General features: G+C 73.4%; 15 protein-coding genes. 12 read left to right on the top strand and 3 right to left on the bottom strand.

What is annotated here, in order from left to right:
• The first annotated feature begins 1 nt into the window (after position 1).
• The gene (gene pdxH, locus AB0K34_RS09075) at positions 2–667 is read left to right on the top strand and encodes a pyridoxamine 5'-phosphate oxidase (RefSeq protein WP_364546824.1); all 666 of its coding nucleotides are present in this window, start codon (positions 2–4) and stop codon (positions 665–667) included.
• Positions 664–2,079 (top strand): MFS transporter, encoded by a 1,416-nt coding sequence (locus tag AB0K34_RS09070; protein ID WP_364546822.1) that lies wholly within the window; start codon positions 664–666, stop codon positions 2,077–2,079. Before pdxH ends, AB0K34_RS09070 begins: the two co-directional genes overlap by 4 nt.
• A gap of 18 nt (positions 2,080–2,097) precedes the next feature.
• On the opposite strand, the gene AB0K34_RS09065 is transcribed toward AB0K34_RS09070, so the two are convergent.
• Positions 2,098–2,802, bottom strand: coding sequence for a UdgX family uracil-DNA binding protein (locus AB0K34_RS09065; RefSeq protein ID WP_364546819.1), 705 nt, complete (start codon positions 2,800–2,802; stop codon positions 2,098–2,100).
• A 98-nt stretch (positions 2,803–2,900) separates the two neighbouring features.
• On the opposite strand from AB0K34_RS09065, the gene AB0K34_RS09060 reads away from it, so the two are divergent.
• The 3 genes from AB0K34_RS09060 to AB0K34_RS09050 all read left to right on the top strand — a co-directional run bounded on the left by AB0K34_RS09060 (position 2,901) and on the right by AB0K34_RS09050 (position 7,120).
• Complete coding sequence (locus tag AB0K34_RS09060; RefSeq protein WP_138640743.1) at positions 2,901–3,602, top strand: metal-dependent transcriptional regulator; 702 nt, start codon at positions 2,901–2,903, stop codon at positions 3,600–3,602.
• 192 nt (positions 3,603–3,794) lie between these two features.
• Positions 3,795–6,122, top strand: coding sequence for a SpoIIE family protein phosphatase (locus tag AB0K34_RS09055; protein WP_364546816.1), 2,328 nt, complete (start codon positions 3,795–3,797; stop codon positions 6,120–6,122).
• Between the two features lie 2 nt (positions 6,123–6,124).
• On the top strand, positions 6,125–7,120 hold the full coding sequence (locus tag AB0K34_RS09050; RefSeq protein ID WP_364546813.1) for a zinc-dependent alcohol dehydrogenase family protein: 996 nt from the start codon (positions 6,125–6,127) through the stop codon (positions 7,118–7,120).
• 18 nt (positions 7,121–7,138) lie between these two features.
• On the opposite strand, the gene AB0K34_RS09045 is transcribed toward AB0K34_RS09050, so the two are convergent.
• Entirely contained in the window at positions 7,139–7,987 is an 849-nt protein-coding gene (locus tag AB0K34_RS09045; protein WP_364546810.1) for a methyltransferase domain-containing protein, read from the bottom strand.
• 136 nt (positions 7,988–8,123) lie between these two features.
• Positions 8,124–8,285, bottom strand: a complete 162-nt coding sequence (locus AB0K34_RS09040; RefSeq protein ID WP_171069007.1) for a hypothetical protein — start codon at positions 8,283–8,285, stop codon at positions 8,124–8,126.
• Positions 8,286–8,394: 109 nt separating this feature from the next.
• Here AB0K34_RS09040 and AB0K34_RS09035 point away from each other — a divergent pair, with 109 nt between their 5' ends.
• The 7 genes from AB0K34_RS09035 to AB0K34_RS09005 all read left to right on the top strand — a co-directional run bounded on the left by AB0K34_RS09035 (position 8,395) and on the right by AB0K34_RS09005 (position 16,358).
• The gene (locus AB0K34_RS09035; protein WP_364546808.1) at positions 8,395–8,793 is read left to right on the top strand and encodes a hypothetical protein; all 399 of its coding nucleotides are present in this window, start codon (positions 8,395–8,397) and stop codon (positions 8,791–8,793) included.
• Positions 8,794–8,911: 118 nt separating this feature from the next.
• The gene (locus tag AB0K34_RS09030) at positions 8,912–10,951 is read left to right on the top strand and encodes a DHA2 family efflux MFS transporter permease subunit (protein ID WP_364546805.1); all 2,040 of its coding nucleotides are present in this window, start codon (positions 8,912–8,914) and stop codon (positions 10,949–10,951) included.
• 125 nt (positions 10,952–11,076) lie between these two features.
• Positions 11,077–12,210: an acetyl-CoA C-acetyltransferase gene (locus AB0K34_RS09025; protein WP_301175563.1), complete on the top strand. Its 1,134-nt coding sequence runs from the start codon at positions 11,077–11,079 to the stop codon at positions 12,208–12,210.
• A 95-nt stretch (positions 12,211–12,305) separates the two neighbouring features.
• Positions 12,306–13,100 carry an enoyl-CoA hydratase-related protein gene (locus AB0K34_RS09020; protein WP_301175564.1) on the top strand — a complete coding sequence of 265 codons (795 nt, stop codon included), beginning with the start codon at positions 12,306–12,308 and terminating at the stop codon, positions 13,098–13,100.
• Between the two features lie 54 nt (positions 13,101–13,154).
• Complete coding sequence (locus AB0K34_RS09015; protein WP_138636578.1) at positions 13,155–13,949, top strand: SDR family NAD(P)-dependent oxidoreductase; 795 nt, start codon at positions 13,155–13,157, stop codon at positions 13,947–13,949.
• Positions 13,950–14,044: 95 nt separating this feature from the next.
• On the top strand, positions 14,045–15,460 hold the full coding sequence (locus AB0K34_RS09010; protein WP_364546801.1) for a hypothetical protein: 1,416 nt from the start codon (positions 14,045–14,047) through the stop codon (positions 15,458–15,460).
• A gap of 22 nt (positions 15,461–15,482) precedes the next feature.
• A complete protein-coding gene (locus AB0K34_RS09005) occupies positions 15,483–16,358 on the top strand; it encodes a glutamate ABC transporter substrate-binding protein (RefSeq protein WP_364546798.1) in 876 nt (291 codons plus the stop codon).
• Positions 16,359–16,362: the final 4 nt, after the last annotated feature.

The following is a 16,362-nucleotide window of genomic DNA, read 5'->3' as shown; positions in this document are numbered from 1 at the left end:
ATTGTCCGAGTCGGCGCTCCCCGCCGATCCGCTCGCGCTGTTCGCCGCGTGGTTCGCCGACGTGCACGCCGCCGGCCTCGCCGAGCCGAACGCGATGGTGCTCGCGACCGCGTCCGCCGACGCCGTCCCGAGCGCCCGGCTCGTGCTGCTCAAGGGGTACGGCCCGCAGGGTTTCCGGTTCTTCACGAACCTGATGTCCGACAAGGCGCGCGATCTCGCCGCGAACGCGCGCGCGGCGCTGGTGTTCCCCTGGCATCCGCTGTACCGGCAGGTGCGGGTCGCGGGTCCGGTGACCGAACTGTCGCGGGACGAGTCGGCCGCCTACTTCCGGACGCGCCCGTACGGGTCGCGGCTCGGCGCGTGGGCGAGCGAGCACCAGTCGGGCGTCATCCCCGGCCGGGAGGTGCTGGAGCGCGGCTACGCCGAGGCCGCCGCGCGCTGGCCGGATCCGGCCGCCGGGCAGCCGCCGGGGGCGCCGGACGGGGACGGCACCGACGTCGTCCCGCTGCCCGACTTCTGGGGCGGCTACCGCCTGGTCCCCGAGTCGATCGAGTTCTGGCAGGGCCGCCGGGACCGGCTGCACGACCGGATTCGTTACCGCCGCGAAGTATCTCCGGGGGGTGCGGAGGAGCCGGGGGAGTGGACGGCGGAGAGACTGTCCCCGTGACATCGGAACAGCAGCCACCCCCCGCCGACACTCCTGACACCGCCGAGCGCTCCGGCACGGGCGCGGCATCCGGAGAGGAGCCGGCGGAACCCGGGGAACCCGCGAAACCCGGCGAGCGGGCGGGGCCGGAGGAGCCACCCGCGCCGCGGCCGGGCGCCCGCGGCAGGCTGCGGCGGCTGGCGATCGACGTCCGGCCGCTGCGGCGGCCGGAGTACCGGCGGCTGTGGCTCGGGCAGGGCGTGTCGTTCGTCGGGTTCCAGGTCACCGCCGTCGCCGTGCCCGTCCAGGTGTACGACATGACGCGGTCGTCGCTGTGGGTCGGCGTGCTCGGCTTCGTCAACCTCGTCCCGCTGATCGTGTTCGGGCTGTGGGGCGGCGCGATCGCCGACCACATGGACCGGCGCCGGCTGCTGTTCGCGTCGTCCTGCGTGATGTGGGCGGCGACGCTGCTGCTGCTCGTCCAGGCGCTGCTCGGCGTCGAGAGCCTCACCCTGATCATGGCGGTGGTGGCGGTCCAGGCGATGGGGTTCGCGGTGGCCTCGCCGACCCGCAGCGCGATCATCCCCCGGCTGGTGGACCGGGACCTCGTCCCGGCGGCCAACACCCTCAACTTCACCGCCAGCCAGTTCGGGATGCTCGCCGGGCCGCTGTTCGCCGGCGTGCTGCTGGCGCACTGGCACTACGCGGCGGCCTACGCGCTGGACGCCGTGCTGTTCACCGTCGTCCTCTACGCGGCGCTGCGGCTGCCGCCGATCCCGCCGCTCGGCGACGTCACCGGCTCGCCGGGCCTGCGGTCGGTGATCGACGGGCTGAGCTACCTGGCGACGCAGCCGGTGCTGCTGATGTCGTTCGTCGTGGACATCATCGCGATGGCGATCGCGATGCCGCGCGCGCTGTTCCCCGAGGTGGCGGAGACCCGGTTCGGCGGGGAGGGCGCGGTCGGCTGGCTGTTCGCCGCGATCGCGATCGGCGCGTTCCTCGGCGGGCTGTCGTCCGGCTGGATCGGGCGGGTCCACCGGCAGGGATTCGCCCTCGTGGCCTCCATCGTGGTGTGGGGGCTGGCCGTGGCGGCGGCCGGGCTCGCCGGTTCGCTGTGGCTCGCGGTGGCGCTGCTCGCCGTGGGCGGCGCGGCCGACCTGGTGTCGGCGGTCTTCCGCCAGTCGATGCTCCAGACGTACGCGCCGGACAAGCTGCGCGGCCGGCTCCAGGGCGTGTTCACCGTGGTCGTCGCGGGCGGCCCCCGGCTCGGGGACGTGCGGGCGGGCGCGACCGCGAGCGTCGCCGGCGCGACCGCGTCGTGGGTGGGCGGCGGCCTGGCCTGCGCGGCGCTGGTGGTCGTCGCGGCGGTCGCCGTCCCGGCGCTCGTCCGCTACGACACCCGCACGGCCGAGGCGGTCACGGTCGAGCCCTGACCCCGCGGCCCGGCGGGCTCAGCCGAGCGCGGACGCGACGATCTTCAGGTCGTCCAGGAGGCCCGCGTAGACGGCGTCGCGGTCCTCGGCGCGCAGCACGGCGGACGGGTGGATCGTCGCGAGCAGCCGCGTGTCGGCCTCCTCCGGCGGCGCGTCGCCGAGCTCGCGCCCGGCGGCCGGGGTGCCGATCGTCTCCAGGTCGGGCAGCGCCATCAGGCGCCCGCGCTGCTTCGTCACCCGGAACGACGAGCCGAGCAGCGCCTTGCCCGCCGTGGCGCCGAGCACGACGACGACGTCCGGTTCCAGGATCCGCAGCTCGGCCAGCAGCCAGGGGCGGCACGCGCGCATCTCCCCGGCGTTCGGCGTCTCGTGGATGCGCCGCTTGCCGGCCGCCTGCCGCTTGAACTTGAAGTGCTTGACGGCGTTGGTGACGTAGACGTCGCCGCGCTCGATCCCGGCCTCCTCCAGCGCCCGGTCGAGGACGCGTCCGGCGGGGCCGACGAACGGGCGGCCCTTGCGGTCCTCCTGGTCGCCGGGCTGCTCGCCGACGAGCACGACCCGGCCGCCCGGCGAGCCCTCGCCGAAGACGGTCTGGGTGGCGTCCGCGTAGAGGCCGCAGCCCCGGCAGCCGCCCGCCGCGCGGCGCAGGGCGCCGAGATCGCCGCGCTCCTCGGGCGTGCGGGGCAGGAACGGTTCCGCGTCCTGGGAAGGTTTCGCGTTCATCTTGCGTTCCCCTTACCCGGCTTCAGGGGGATATTCGCGGGGCCCGGCGGGGCCGTGCCCGAGCAAGTAGACTCCTGCCCATAAGACTGGAGGGAGCTGTGACCTCACACGGCCTTATCGATACCACGGAGATGTACCTCCGGACGGTTTTCGAGCTCGAAGAGGAGGGGATCATTCCCCTTCGCGCGCGCATCGCGGAGCGGCTCTCCCAGAGCGGCCCGACGGTGAGCCAGACGGTCGCGCGGATGGAGCGCGACGGCCTGCTCAGGGTCGAGGGCGATCGGCATCTCGCACTGACCGAAAGCGGTCGCGGTCTCGCCACGCGCGTCATGCGCAAGCACCGGCTGGCCGAGTGCCTGCTGGTCAACGTCATCGGCCTGCCCTGGGAGGACGTCCACATCGAGGCGTGCCGCTGGGAGCACGTGATGTCGGAGGACGTCGAGCGCCGCCTGGTCGCGCTGCTGGACAACCCGACCACCTGCCCGCACGGCAACCCGATCCCCGGTCTGGACGAACTCGGCGGCCACGGCGAGGACGGCGACCCCGCGCCGCTGTCGGTGATGACCGCCGTCGCGAGCCCCGGCGGCTCGGGCGCGGTGATCCGGCGGATCAGCGAGCAGGTGCAGAGCGACAGCGACCTGATGCTTAGACTCAAGCAGATAGGGATACAACCGGGACGAGAGGTGATTCTCCGGGCGACCGATGACGGGGTACGGGTGATCAGTGACGACGAGGACGAGGGGCCCGCGACAGAGCTGCCGCGCGACATCGCCGAACACGTCTTCGTCAGCAGGCGCTGACACGATCGGCGTGCGAGCACCGGTTCCGACGGTCTATACCGAAGATCTCCATACCATCGCGCCTTTCGGGCGTATCCCGGCGCCGGGTTCGTCGTTCAATACGACGAGACGAACTCATGCGCCGGCCGTACCGCCACGCCCGGTGAACAGCAGGCCGGGGACGGCGGCCGCCGGCAGGATCGGGATGGGGAGATGAACCACTGGGGGGAAGCGCCTGACGAGGCGCGTCTGCCACCCGAGACCGTCCTCGGCCAGATGGAGATGGCGGTCATCGTCTGCGACCGCTTCAGCAACGTCATCTACGGCAACGCGTTCGCGCGGCAGCTGTTCGGGTTCGGCGGCGACGAGATCATCGGGCACTCCATCCTGTCCCTGGGCATCGCCGAGGAGGACCACGAGCAGGCGACCGAGCTCGCCAAGCACGTCCTCAAGGGCGGCGTGTGGGAGGGCACCTTCTGCAACCTGCGCGCGGACGGCACCACCGTCTACACGCGGGCGCACGCGGTGCCGCTGCGGCACCCGTCCGGCGCGGTCGACGGCGTGGTCATCTTCGCGCGCGAGGCGCTCCGCTCCAACCAGCGCGAGCAGGAGCGCTACGGGCTGATGGAGCGGATCGGCGAGCGGCTCGCCGGGTCGCTGGAGCTGGAGAGCACGCTGCGCCGCGTCGCCGACACGCTCGTCCCGCAGTTCGCCGACCACTGCTTCATCGACCTCTACAGCGGCGACCGGCTGTACCGGCGGGTGTCGCGGCACGCCGGCGACTGGGAGCCGCCGCCCGGCACCTGGGCGGAGGTCGGCGAGCCGGTCTCCTACCCGCCCGGCCACTTCAGCGCCAAGGCGATGGACCGGCGCGACGCCGTCCTCGTCGAGGACATGATCCAGCACCGGTTCGCGGCGCCGACCGAGTCGTCCCGGCGGCTCGGCGTCGAGATGGGCATCACCTCGGTGATCTCCGCGCCGCTGCTGGTGCGCGGCGAGCTGCTCGGCGTGATGAGCCTCGCGCTGTCGAACCTGTCCAAGCGGCCCGACCCGCACTACGACGGGTTCGACCGCGACCTGCTCGGCGCGATCGCCAGCCGGGTCGCGCTGGCCGTCGACAACGCGCTGCTGTTCGAGGAGGAGCGCGACACCGCGCTCGCGTTCCAGAAGCACCTGCTGCCCGGCGACCGGCCGCCCCACTTGGACGGCCTGCAGATCGCCTGGCGGTACGAGCCGGCCCGGCCGCTGGAGTCGCACGGGCACGGCATCCAGACGCAGGTCGGCGGCGACTGGTACGACGTCATCCCGCTCTCGGCGGGGCGCGTCGGCCTCGTCATCGGCGACGTCGAGGGGCGCGGGGCGCGCGCCGCCGCCGTCATGGGCCAGCTGCGCGCCGCGCTGCGCGCCTTCGCGCAGGACGACAAGCCGCCCGCCGACATACTGCGCAAGCTGGACGAGTGGGTCCGCACGATGACGCGCCCGGAGCGGATGCGCTCGGGGTGGAACAGCGACGACCTCGTCCGGCCGCCGCTCGTGTCCTGCACGTACTTCGTGTACGACGCCTGGTCGCGGGTGCTGGAGTTCGCCAACGCCGGGCACGACCCGCCCCTGCTCGTCGTCGACGGCGAGGTCCGGGAGCTGGAGTTCGAGAGCGAAGGCGGCATGCTCGGCCTGCGCGCCCCCGGCATGGGCGGGGAGATCCTCTTCAACGAGGAGACGACCGAGCTGAAGCCGGGCTCGACGCTCGTGCTCTACACCGACGGCCTCATCGACCGGCGGCCCAAGGACGACGGCGACTACTACACCCGCGAGGAGTCGCGGGAGATGGTCCGCGCCGCCGTCGCGAAGGCCGCGGGCGGCGGTGTCGAGGCGGTCGCCAACGCCGCCTACGACGCGGTGCCCGGCGACATCGACGACGACGTCGCGATCGTGGTGATCCGCACCGCGGGCGACGAGCTGGGCGTGGCGGAGCGCAGCTTCACCGCCGAGCCGATCATGGTGTCGGAGGCGCGCCGGATGGCCGCCGACACCTTCGCGGACTGGGGGATGCTCGACGAGCAGGCCGAGCTCGCGTGCCTGCTGGTCTCCGAGGTCGTCACGAACGTCGTCCTGCACGCCACGACCACGCCGACGCCGCGCCGCGAGATGGTCGTCCCGGTCGCGGCCGGGCCGCCCGGCCGCGGCGGCGAGCCGCTCGGCGCGCCGCCGCCCGTCCAGTTCAACACCGAGTTCGGTACCGGGCTGGAGGGCGACCCGTTCGAGGGCGGCGCGTTCGACGAGGACGACTGGAACCTCGGCGCCGACCTCGGCCGCCGCGAGCCGCCGACCAAGGAGTTCCGGCTCCGGCTGCGGCGCGGCCACGACATGGTGTGGGTCGAGGTGTTCGACTCCGACATGCGGCTGCCGCGCATCCGCAGCGCCGGCGAGACCGACGAGGGCGGCCGCGGCCTCTACCTGGTCGACCAGCTCGCCACCCGGTGGGGCGCCCGGCCCACGGCCGATGGCAAGGCCGTCTGGTTCGAGCTGCCGCTGACGCCGTAGCGATGCGCGCCTGGGTGGTGGAGCGGCCGTCCCCGATCGCGTCGGGGCCGCTGCACCGCGCCGACCGCGAGGTGCCCTCGCCCGGCCCGGGCGAGCTGCTGGTCCGGGTGCTGGCGTGCGGCGTCTGCCGCACCGACCTGCACGTCGCGGAGGGCGATCTGCCCGTCCACCTGCCGGGGGTGACGCCCGGCCACGAGATCGTCGGCGAGGTCGCCGACGCGGGTCCCGGCTGCCTGCACCGTCCCGGCGACCGGGTCGGGGTGGCGTGGCTGCGCGGGACGTGCGGCGCCTGCCGGTTCTGCCGCCGCGGCGCCGAGAACCTTTGCCCGGCGTCGGTCTACACCGGCTGGGACGCGCACGGCGGCTACGCCGAGTACGCGACGGCCGTCGACGCCTACACCTACGCGCTGCCGCCCGAGCTGGACGACGTCCGCGCCGCGCCGCTGCTGTGCGCGGGCATCATCGGCTACCGGGCGCTGCGCCGCGCCGCCCTGCCGCCGGGCGGGCGGCTCGGCATCTGGGGGTTCGGCGGCTCCGCGCACCTGGCCGCGCAGGTGGCCCTCGCCGAGGGCGCCGACGTGCACGTCTTCACCCGCAGCCCGGCCGCGCGGGAGCTGGCCCGCGAGCTCGGGGCGTCCTGGGCGGGCGACTCCTTCGACACGGCGCCCGCTCTGCTCGACGCGGCGATCGTCTTCGCCCCGGCGGGGGAGCTGGTGCCCGCCGCGCTGGAGCGCCTCGACCGGGGCGGGACGTGCGCGGTCGCCGGCATCCACCTCAGCGACATCCCGGTGCTCGACTACCAGCGGCACCTGTTCCAGGAGCGGCAGGTCCGGTCGGTGACGGCGAACACGCGCGCGGACGGGGAGGAGTTCCTGACGCTGGCCGCGCGGCTGGACGTCGCCGTCACGACGCACGCCTACGGGCTGGACGAGGCCGACCGTGCGCTGGCCGACCTCGCCGCCGACCGGTTCACGGGAGCGGCCGTCCTCGTTCCGTAGGGCTCAGACGCGCGGGGGTCAGCGGATCGGTTCGGCGGCGACGTGCGCCCAGGTCTGGGTGAACCACAGCTCGCCGCCGATGACGCGCGGCTTCGCGCCGGTCTTGGGGCCGCCGTCCACCTCGTCCAGCAGGGCCTCGCGGATGCGGTCGGCCGCCGCCTCGTCGCGGGCGCCGGCGAGCCACGGCTCGATGGGGCGCTCCACGGTGAACACGTCCAGCCGGCGGATGCTGCCGCCCGCCGAGGTGATCATCTCGGTGAGCCGGGCGATGGACGGGGTGCCGGGGTGGTCGGGGTCGCGGAGCCGCTCGATGCGGTCGCGCTCGGGGCCGGCGAGGTTGCCGCGGACGAGGTCGGCGACGACGACCCGCCCGTCCGGGCTGCAGACCCGCAGCAGCTCGCGCAGCACGCCGTCGGGGTCGCCCAGGGTGTAGAGCGAGAACCGGGCGGTGACGAGGGAGAACGCGTTGTCGCGGTAGGGCAGCGCGGTGGCGTCGGCCTTGATCGTCGGACGGTCGGGGCCGGTCGGGTGGGGCCGGCGGTCCTCGCGGGTCGCGGCGGCGGGGAGCGGGGCGCCGTCCGGCCGGTCGTCCGGGCCGCCGTCGCCGGTGATGCGGACGGGGCCGGTGCCGAATTCCACCGTGGACATCCGCCCGGACGCGCCGGGGCGCGCCGGCGGCTCGGGCATCGCGTCGACCGCGGTGACGTGCGCCACCCGGGGGGCGAGCGCGGCGGGCATCGGGCCGCGGCCCCGCGCGACGTCCAGGCAGACGTCGTCGCGGCCGGGTTCGACGAACTCCAGCAGGCGCCTCAGATGCGGGGCGATCGTGCCGCCGCTGCGCTGGACGGCGGGCGCCGGTTGCGGCACTGGTGCACTCCCTCGGCTCGGGCCGGCTCCCCTGGTCGGGTTTCGCCGGGCGGGGCGTGAAGCCGGGTTTCGTCAGATATGACTCACCGCCGGGGGTGGAAGTTCGCACCGCCGCCGGAGATTTCCGCGCCCCGGATCATCCGCGCAGGTGCTGCCCGTACAGCGAGAGCACGACCAGCACGAACACGATGATCACGGAGACGCGGGTGGGCATGGGCACGCGCATCCGCACCGCGGCCCAGCGCACGCAGAACGCGGCGAGCAGCGACACGACGACGAGGGCGATGATGCCTTCCATGGGGTCACCTTCCAAGCGCGGGGGAGTGCCGCCTCACAGCACGATAGACGTGTAAGGAAGTGCTTACCCGCCGGTCTGACCGGGAGCCGGTACCGCTAATCTCGCCTTTGTGGCAGATGTGAAGGAAGTAGACGGCCGGGAGAAGCTCGACGCCATGGCGACGAACCTGGCGCGCGGGCGGGTCGCCCTCGGGATCGCGGCGTTCGCGGCGCCGAAGCTGACGGTGAAGCTGATGGGTCTGGGCGGCGGCGCCGACCCGGGCCGCGACTACGTGGTGCGGATGTTCGCCGCGCGGGAGATCGCCCTCGGCGCCGGCTACCTGCTCAGCGACGACTCCGGGCGCAGGCTGTGGGCGCGGCTCGGGCTCGCGGTCGACTCGCTCGACGTCGTCAACGGGCTGAAGACGCGCAAGGCGCTCCCGCTGTGGGTCACCGCGGGGGCCGTGGGCGTCGCCGGGGCCGCCGCCGGGATCGGCGCCGCGAAAGTCGGCACCGACCTGGTGCGCTGAACTGGTGCGCTGAGATCGTGCGGTAATAGCGCGCGCTGACGTTCCGTCCGGGGCCGGGTGATCCTGTCCGGCCCCTGGGTAGATGTCCCCCGCAGCGGATCTCGGCGGGGGGCGGGGCATGACGACGGCGGCGGAAGAGGCGCGGGACGAGCGGGCCATGCCCAAGGGCCGCGACCTCTATGTGATCCTCGGCGCCCTCATGCTCGCCATGCTGCTCGCCGCGCTCGACCAGACGATCGTGTCGACGGCGCTGCCGACGATCGTCAGCGACCTCGGCGGGCTCAACCACCTGTCCTGGGTCGTGACGGCGTACCTGCTCGCCTCGACGGCCTCGACGCCGCTGTGGGGCAAGCTCGGCGACCAGTACGGGCGCAAGCGGCTGTTCCAGACGTCCATCGTCATCTTCCTGATCGGCTCGGCGCTGTGCGGCCTGTCCCGGGACATGTTCGAGCTGATCGTGTTCCGCGCCATCCAGGGGCTCGGCGGCGGCGGGCTGATGGTGCTCGTCGTCGCGATCGTCGGGGACGTGGTGCCGCCCCGCGAGCGCGGCCGGTACCAGGGGCTGTTCGGCGCGGTGTTCGGCGTGTCCAGCGTGTGCGGGCCGCTGCTCGGCGGCTGGTTCGTCGACAACCTGTCGTGGCGCTGGGTGTTCTACATCAACATCCCCATCGGCATCGTCGCGCTGATCGTGATCGCGGCCGTCCTGCACGCGACGGGGGAGCGGGAGCGGCACCGCATCGACTACCTCGGGACGCTGCTCATCGTCGGCTGGGCGGTCGGGCTCGTGCTGATGACCACCTGGGGCGGGACGCAATACGCCTGGTCGTCCGCGCCGATCATCGGCCTCGCCGTCGGGTCGGTGGCGCTGATCGTGGTGTGGCTGCTGGTCGAGCGGCGCGCCGCCGAGCCGATCATGCCGCCGGCGCTGCTGGCGAACCCGGTGTTCGCGCTGGGCGCGGCGATCAGCTTCGCGGTCGGGTTCGCGATGTTCGGCGCGCTGACGTTCCTGCCCATCTTCCTGCAGGTGGTGCACGGGGTGTCGCCGACGCTGTCGGGGGTCTACCTGCTGCCGATGATGCTCGGCATGCTGGTCAGCTCGATCGGCTCCGGGCAGCTGATCACCCACTTCGGCCGCTACAAGATCTATCCGGTGGTCGGCACGCCGCTGATCGCGCTGGCGCTGTGGCTGTGCTCGGGGCTGAGCGAGACCTCGTCCACGCTGTCGATGAGCCTGCGGTTCGCGCTGCTCGGCTTCGGGCTGGGCCTGGTGCTGCAGGTGCTCGTCATCGCCGTCCAGAACGCGGTGTCGTACCAGGACCTGGGGTCGGCCACGTCCGGGGTCACGTTCTTCCGGCAGATCGGCGGATCGTTCGGCGTCGCGGTGTTCGGGTCCATCTTCAGCAACCAGCTCGCCACGCACGTCGGCGGCCTGGCGCGGATCCTGCCGCCGGGGTTCGACCCTGCGGCCGTCCAGGGGAACCCCCAGCTGCTCGACCGGTTTCCAGGCGAGGTCAAGCAGGCCGTCCTGCACGCCTACGCGCAGTCGATCGACTCGGTGTTCCTTTGGGCCGTGCCCGTGGCGTCTGTCGCGTTCGTGCTGACGTGGTTCTTGCGCGAAGTCCCGCTGCGGGCGACGTCGCAGACGCGCGACTACGGCGAAGGGTTCGGTGCGGCGCCGACCGTCCGTTCGTCCAGGCACGAGATAGAGCGCGCCTTGAGCGAACTCATGCGCAAGGACCCGAAGGCGGCCGAACTGTACGACCGGCTGGCGGTGCTCTGCGGGGTGGACCTGCCGGCGGGCAGCGTATGGGCGCTGTGCCGCATCGCCAAGGACGGCACCGTCGGACGGCAGGAGCTCGCGGAGCGCGCCGGGGTCACCATCGAGCTCGGCCGCCCGTACGTCGACCGGCTGGTCGCCGCCGGGTACGTCGAGCGGAGCGAAACGACCCTCACCATCACCACATCCGGCCAGGCCGTCGCCGAGCGCCTCTTCGACGCCCGCCGCGCGGGCCTCGCCCGGCACGTGGACGGCTGGGAGCCCGAGGAGCATCCGGAGCTGGCCGACCTGCTGACGAGGCTGGCGCACGCGTCCGTCGGCGACGACGAGGACGGCGAGATCCTGCGCCGCCCGCCCGCCGCCGCCGTCCGCGAGAGCTAGCCCCGCGGCGGCGCGGGGGCCGGAGACTCAGCTCACATGGCGTTGCGCCATGATGGATGTAATCTCATACTGACTAACCGAATCTCACTCGGTTTCGGGACGGAACCCCACAACTTGGAGGCGCAGTGGCCGAGGCGTACATCGTCGGCGCGGTCCGTACCCCCGTCGGTACCAAGAAGGGCGCCCTGAAGGACGTCCACCCCGCCGACCTCGGGGCCCACGTGCTCAAGGAGCTCGTGAACCGCACCGGCGTCGACCCTTCCGCGGTCGAGGACAACATCATGGGCTGCGTCATGCAGGTCGGCCCGCAGGCCCTCGACGTCGCGCGCACCGCGTGGCTGTCGGCCGGGCTGCCGGACACCGTGCCCGGCGTGACCATCGACCGCCAGTGCGGGTCGTCCCAGCAGGCGATCCACTTCGCCGCGCAGGGCGTCCTGTCCGGCACCCAGGACCTGGTCGTCGCCTCCGGCGTCGAGCAGATGGCCAAGGTGCCGATGGGCTCCAGCATCGTCCAGGGGATGGACTTCCCGTACGGCGAGGGCTGGGCCGAGCGGTACGGCATGCAGGAGATCTCCCAGTTCCGCGGCGCGGAGCTGATGGCGGAGAAGTGGGGCTTCACCCGCGAGGACCTGGAGAAGTTCGCGCTGGAGAGCCACCAGCGCGCCGCCAAGGCCATCGAGGCCGGCTACTTCGACCGGGAGATCGCGCCGCTCGCCGGCCTGTCCCAGGACGAGGGCGCCCGCCCCGACACCACGCTGGAGAAGATGGCGGGCCTGAAGGTCCTGCGCGAGGGCGGCGTCATCACCGCGGCCGTCGCCTCGCAGATCTCCATCGGCGCGTCCGCGCTGCTCATCGCGTCCGAGGAGGCCGTCAAGCGGCACAACCTGACGCCGCGCGCCCGGATCCACACCCTCGCGGTGTGCGGCTCCGACCCGGTCTACATGCTGACCGGCCCGATCCCGGCGACCGAGAAGGCCCTCGCCAAGTCCGGCCTGAAGATCGACGACATCGACGTCTTCGAGGTCAACGAGGCGTTCGCCCCGGTCCCGATGGCGTGGGCGGCCGACACCGGCGCCTCGCTGGAGAAGACCAACCCCAACGGCGGCGCCATCGCGCTCGGCCACCCGCTCGGCGCCACCGGCGGCGTGCTGATGACCAAGCTGCTGCACGAGCTGGAGCGCACCGGCGGCCGCTACGGCCTGCAGACCATGTGCGAGGGCGGCGGCCAGGCCAACGCCACGATCATCGAGCGTCTCTGACGCCACCGCCGAGCGTCTGCGGCGATCTCGCCGCGTAGTCTGCCCCTGGAGCCCCGCTCCGGGGGCGGACGCCGTTTCCGACCGGGATGAGGGGCATGTACGAGACGATCATCTACACGGTGGACGAGCGGATCGCGCGGATCACGCTGAACCGGCCGGAGGCGCGCAACTCGCTCAGCGATCAGATGATCGACGAGCTGCTCGACGCGTTCGACCGGGCCAAGGCGGACTCCGGCGTCCGGGTGATCGTCCTGACCGGCGCCGGCGACCGGGCCTTCTGCGCGGGCGCCGACCTCGGCGGCCTCGGGCGGGCCCAGGCGGACGGCCGCTCGGTCGCCGACGCCTCCGCCGTGCGCGAGAGCGCCCCGTTCCGGCTGTTCACGGCGTTCCCGAAGCTCGGCAAGCCGATCATCGCGCGGCTCGCCGGGCACGCCGTCGCGGGCGGCCTCGGCCTCGCCGCCGCCTGCGACCTGGTGATCGCCGCCGACGATGTGAAGCTCGCCACCCCCGAGGTCAACGTCGGGCTCTGGCCCATGATGATCATGGCGATCATCAACCGGAACGTCGCGCCCAAGCACGCGTTCAAGCTCTACTACACCGGCGCCCGCGTCACCGCCGCCGAGGGCCGCGAGATCGGCCTGGTCACCGAGGTCGTCCCGCGCGCCGAGCTGGACGCCCGGGTGGACGAGCTGGCCCGCACCATCGCGGCCAAGAGCCCCCTCGGCCTGCGCCGCGGCCGCGACGCCTTCTTCGCGATCGAAGGCCGCCCGCTCGACGACCAGGTGGCCCACCTGCTGGGCGAGCTGGTCGAGCTGGCCGCCACGGAGGACGCCAAGGAGGGCATCACGGCCTTCCTGGAGAACCGCTCCCCGGACTTCCAGGGCCGCTGACCGCCCGGAACACCGGGCCGCCGACTGTCGGTGGGCGTCCCTAGGGTCGCCTGCATGGATCTTCGACTTTCGGGACGGCGGGCACTGGTCACGGCGAGCAGCGGCGGCATCGGGGCGGCGGTGGCCGGGCGGCTGGCCGCCGAGGGCTGCGCGGTGCTGGTGCACGGCCGGGACGAGGCGCGCGCGACGGAGGTCGCGGACGCCGTGCGCGCCGCCGGTGGCGAGGCCGGGGTGGTGCTGGGCGACCTCACCGACGACGCGGCCGCCGCCGAGGTGGCCGAGCGGGCCCGGCGGTGGGGCGCGGACATCCTCGTCAACAACGCCGGGCCGGTCGCCGAGCACGACTGGGACACCGCCGACCCCGCGGTCTGGCTCGACACCGTCAACGGCAACGTCGTCTCGGCGGTGCGGCTGATCCGCGTCCTCACGCCGCCGATGCGCGAGCGCGGCTGGGGGCGGGTGATCAACGTCGGGAGCCGCCTGGCGACCGCGCCGCAGCCGAACCTGGTCGACTATTCCGCCGCGAAGGCCGCCGTGGTCAACATGACCACCAGCCTCGCCCGGCACCTCGCCGGGTCGGGCGTCACGGCGAACACCGTCAGCCCCGGTGTGGTCGTCACGGCGGGCATGCGGCGGCTGTTCGAGGACCGGGCGGCGGCGCAGGGCCGTCCCGCGCCGTGGGAGGAGCTGGAGCCGGAGATCCTCGCCGGTTACGCGGCCAATCCCAGCGGGCGGTTCGGCACCGAGGACGACATCGCCGCCGCCGTCGCGTTCCTCGCCAGCCCGCTGGCCGGTTACGTCAACGGCATCGACCTCCGTGTGGACGGCGGTATCACCGGTGTCCCGTAGGCGCGGCCGACTGTCCGGGTGTGGCAGCGAGGTTGCCCCGGTCTTGATCATTCCTTGAGACTGGGAGGCCGCCCCCCGAAGGAGAGCGACCGAGCGTGCGTCGTCCCAAGCTTCCCGGCCTCCGCACCGTCGCGGGCCGAGTCCTGGCCCTGTCCGCCCTGGCGCTGGTGGCGCTCGGCGTCCTGGTCGCCGTGCTGACCGCCGGGGCCGGGCACGCCCGCGACGGGCTCCAGGCGCTCGGCCACCGGGAGGGCCCCATGGTCGTCGCCACCAGCGACATGTACCTCGCCCTCAGCGACATGGACGCGCACGTCACGAACGTGCTGCTGACCGGCGGCGAGGACGGCTGGCTGTGCGACCCCGAGGACGCGGCCGCCGCCTGCGAGCGGAGCGGGGAGCGGCAGGCGTACGACATCCGCCGCGAGGACGCGCAGCGGGCCGCGCTGCAGGCGGCCCTGCTCGCGCGGGACGAGCCGGGGCGGCAGCAGACCGTCCAGTCGGTGCTGGACGGCCTGCACACCTACGACCAGCACGTCCGGGCGGCGATGGAGGCCGGGCGGCGGCGGGCGGCCCCGACCGCCGCGCTGCCGCCGGACGGCGTCCGGCAGTACCGGGCGGCGACCGAGTTGATGACGCGGGACCTGCTGCCGAAGGCGTACAACCTCACGCTGGACGGCGCGGCGGACGTCGACACCGCCTACCGGGACGAGCACGCCGCCGTCGGCGCGGGCCGGTACCTGGTCCTCGGCGCCGGGATCGCGCTGCTCGCCGCGCTGGGCGCTCTCCAGGTGTACCTGGCGCGGCGGTTCCGGCGGCTGCTGAGCCTGCCGCTCGCCGCCGCGCTCGTCGGGGCGCTGGTGCTGACGGTGTCGGGCGCGTCCCTGATGGCCACGGAGGCCGACCACCTGCGGGCGGCGAAGACGGCGGGCTTCGACCCCGTCCTCACCCTCACGCGCGCCCGCGCGATCGGGAAGGGCCTCGACACCGACCGGGCCCGCCAACTCCTGGACCCGGACCAGGCCGACCGCTACGACCAGATGTACCTGGAGAAGTCCCAGACGATCCTCTACATCAGCGGCGCGACGAGCCTCGCCGCCTACTACCGCGAACTGGACGAGCGCCTGGCAGGCACCAAGCGGACCGTCGACTTCGGCGGGTTCTACGGCACCCGCGCACGCACCGCCGCGGACACGCGCGCGCTCCTGGACAGCTACCGCAAGTACCAGGACCACGACCGGACCGTCCGGACCCTCGCCGAGAGCGGGCAGCGCGCCGCCGCCGTCCGCGCGCACCTGGACCCGCGGTGGACGCCCCTGCCCCACCCCGTGTTCCGGGCGCACGACCAGGAGCTGGACGCCCGGATCAGCCACCACGACTTCCTCCGCACCCGCCGTGTGGCCGACGGCGACCGGGCCGTGGAGCCGTGGGACTGGCTGCCGCCCATCGCGGCGCTGGCCCTCGCCGCCCTGATCGCGGCCGGCGTCTGGCCGCGCCTGTCGGAATACCGCTGACACCGAGAGACGGGAGCCCTCCGTGCACGCCGCCCGCAGCACGCTCACCCTCGCCGCCACGACCGCCCTGGCCGGGCTGGCCGTGCTGATCCTGGCGGCGACCGTGGTGGCGGCGCCGCTGGTGGGCGGCGCCGACGAGCAGCCGTCCATCACCGACCGGGAGACCCTGGTCATCGGGGTCAACGACGACCGGCCCGGCCTCGCCCTGAAAGGCCCGGACGGCTCGCTCAAGGGCTTCGACATCGATGTCGCGACCTACGTTGCCGGACGGCTGGGCGTCGCGCCGAAGGACCTGACCTTCAAGCCGCTGTCCTCCCAGCGGAACGAGCGGGAGAGAGCCTTGAGGGACGGCAAGGTCGACATGGTGATCGCGACGTACTCCATCACGCCCGAACGCAAGGCCGAGGTCACCTTCGCCGGGCCGTACTACGTCGCGCACCAGGACATCCTCGTCCGGCAGGGGGACCGCTCCATCAGCGGCGTGCGCGACCTGCGGGGCAAGCGGCTCTGCTGGGTCGGGGGGTCCAACTCCTGGCGCCGGGTGACCGAGGAGCGCAAGGTTCCCGCCGTGCTCGATCCGAAGCCCGCGCCCTCCTACGCCAAGTGCGTCGAACAGTTGGCGGACGGAAAGCTGGACGCCGTCTCCACCGACGACCTGATCCTCGCCGGATACGCGGCCGTGCCCGGCTCCGGCGTCACCGTGGTCAATGCGCCGTTCTCCGACGAGCGCTACGGCATCGGCCTCCGCAAGGGCGACGTGAACGGCTGCCGCGAGGTCAATCGGATCCTGACCGGCATGTACCAGAACGGCGCCGCCGAGACGCTCCTCGACCAGTGGTTCTCCACGTCCGGCCTCGATATCGCCATCACCGTCCCCCAGTTCGAGGGCTGCTCCTGAGAGC

The organism is Actinomadura sp. NPDC049382 (assembly GCF_040677125.1).
Taxonomy (GTDB): Bacteria; Actinomycetota; Actinomycetes; order Streptosporangiales; family Streptosporangiaceae; genus Spirillospora; species Spirillospora geliboluensis.
This window is presented reverse-complemented; position numbering and strand designations above follow the sequence as displayed.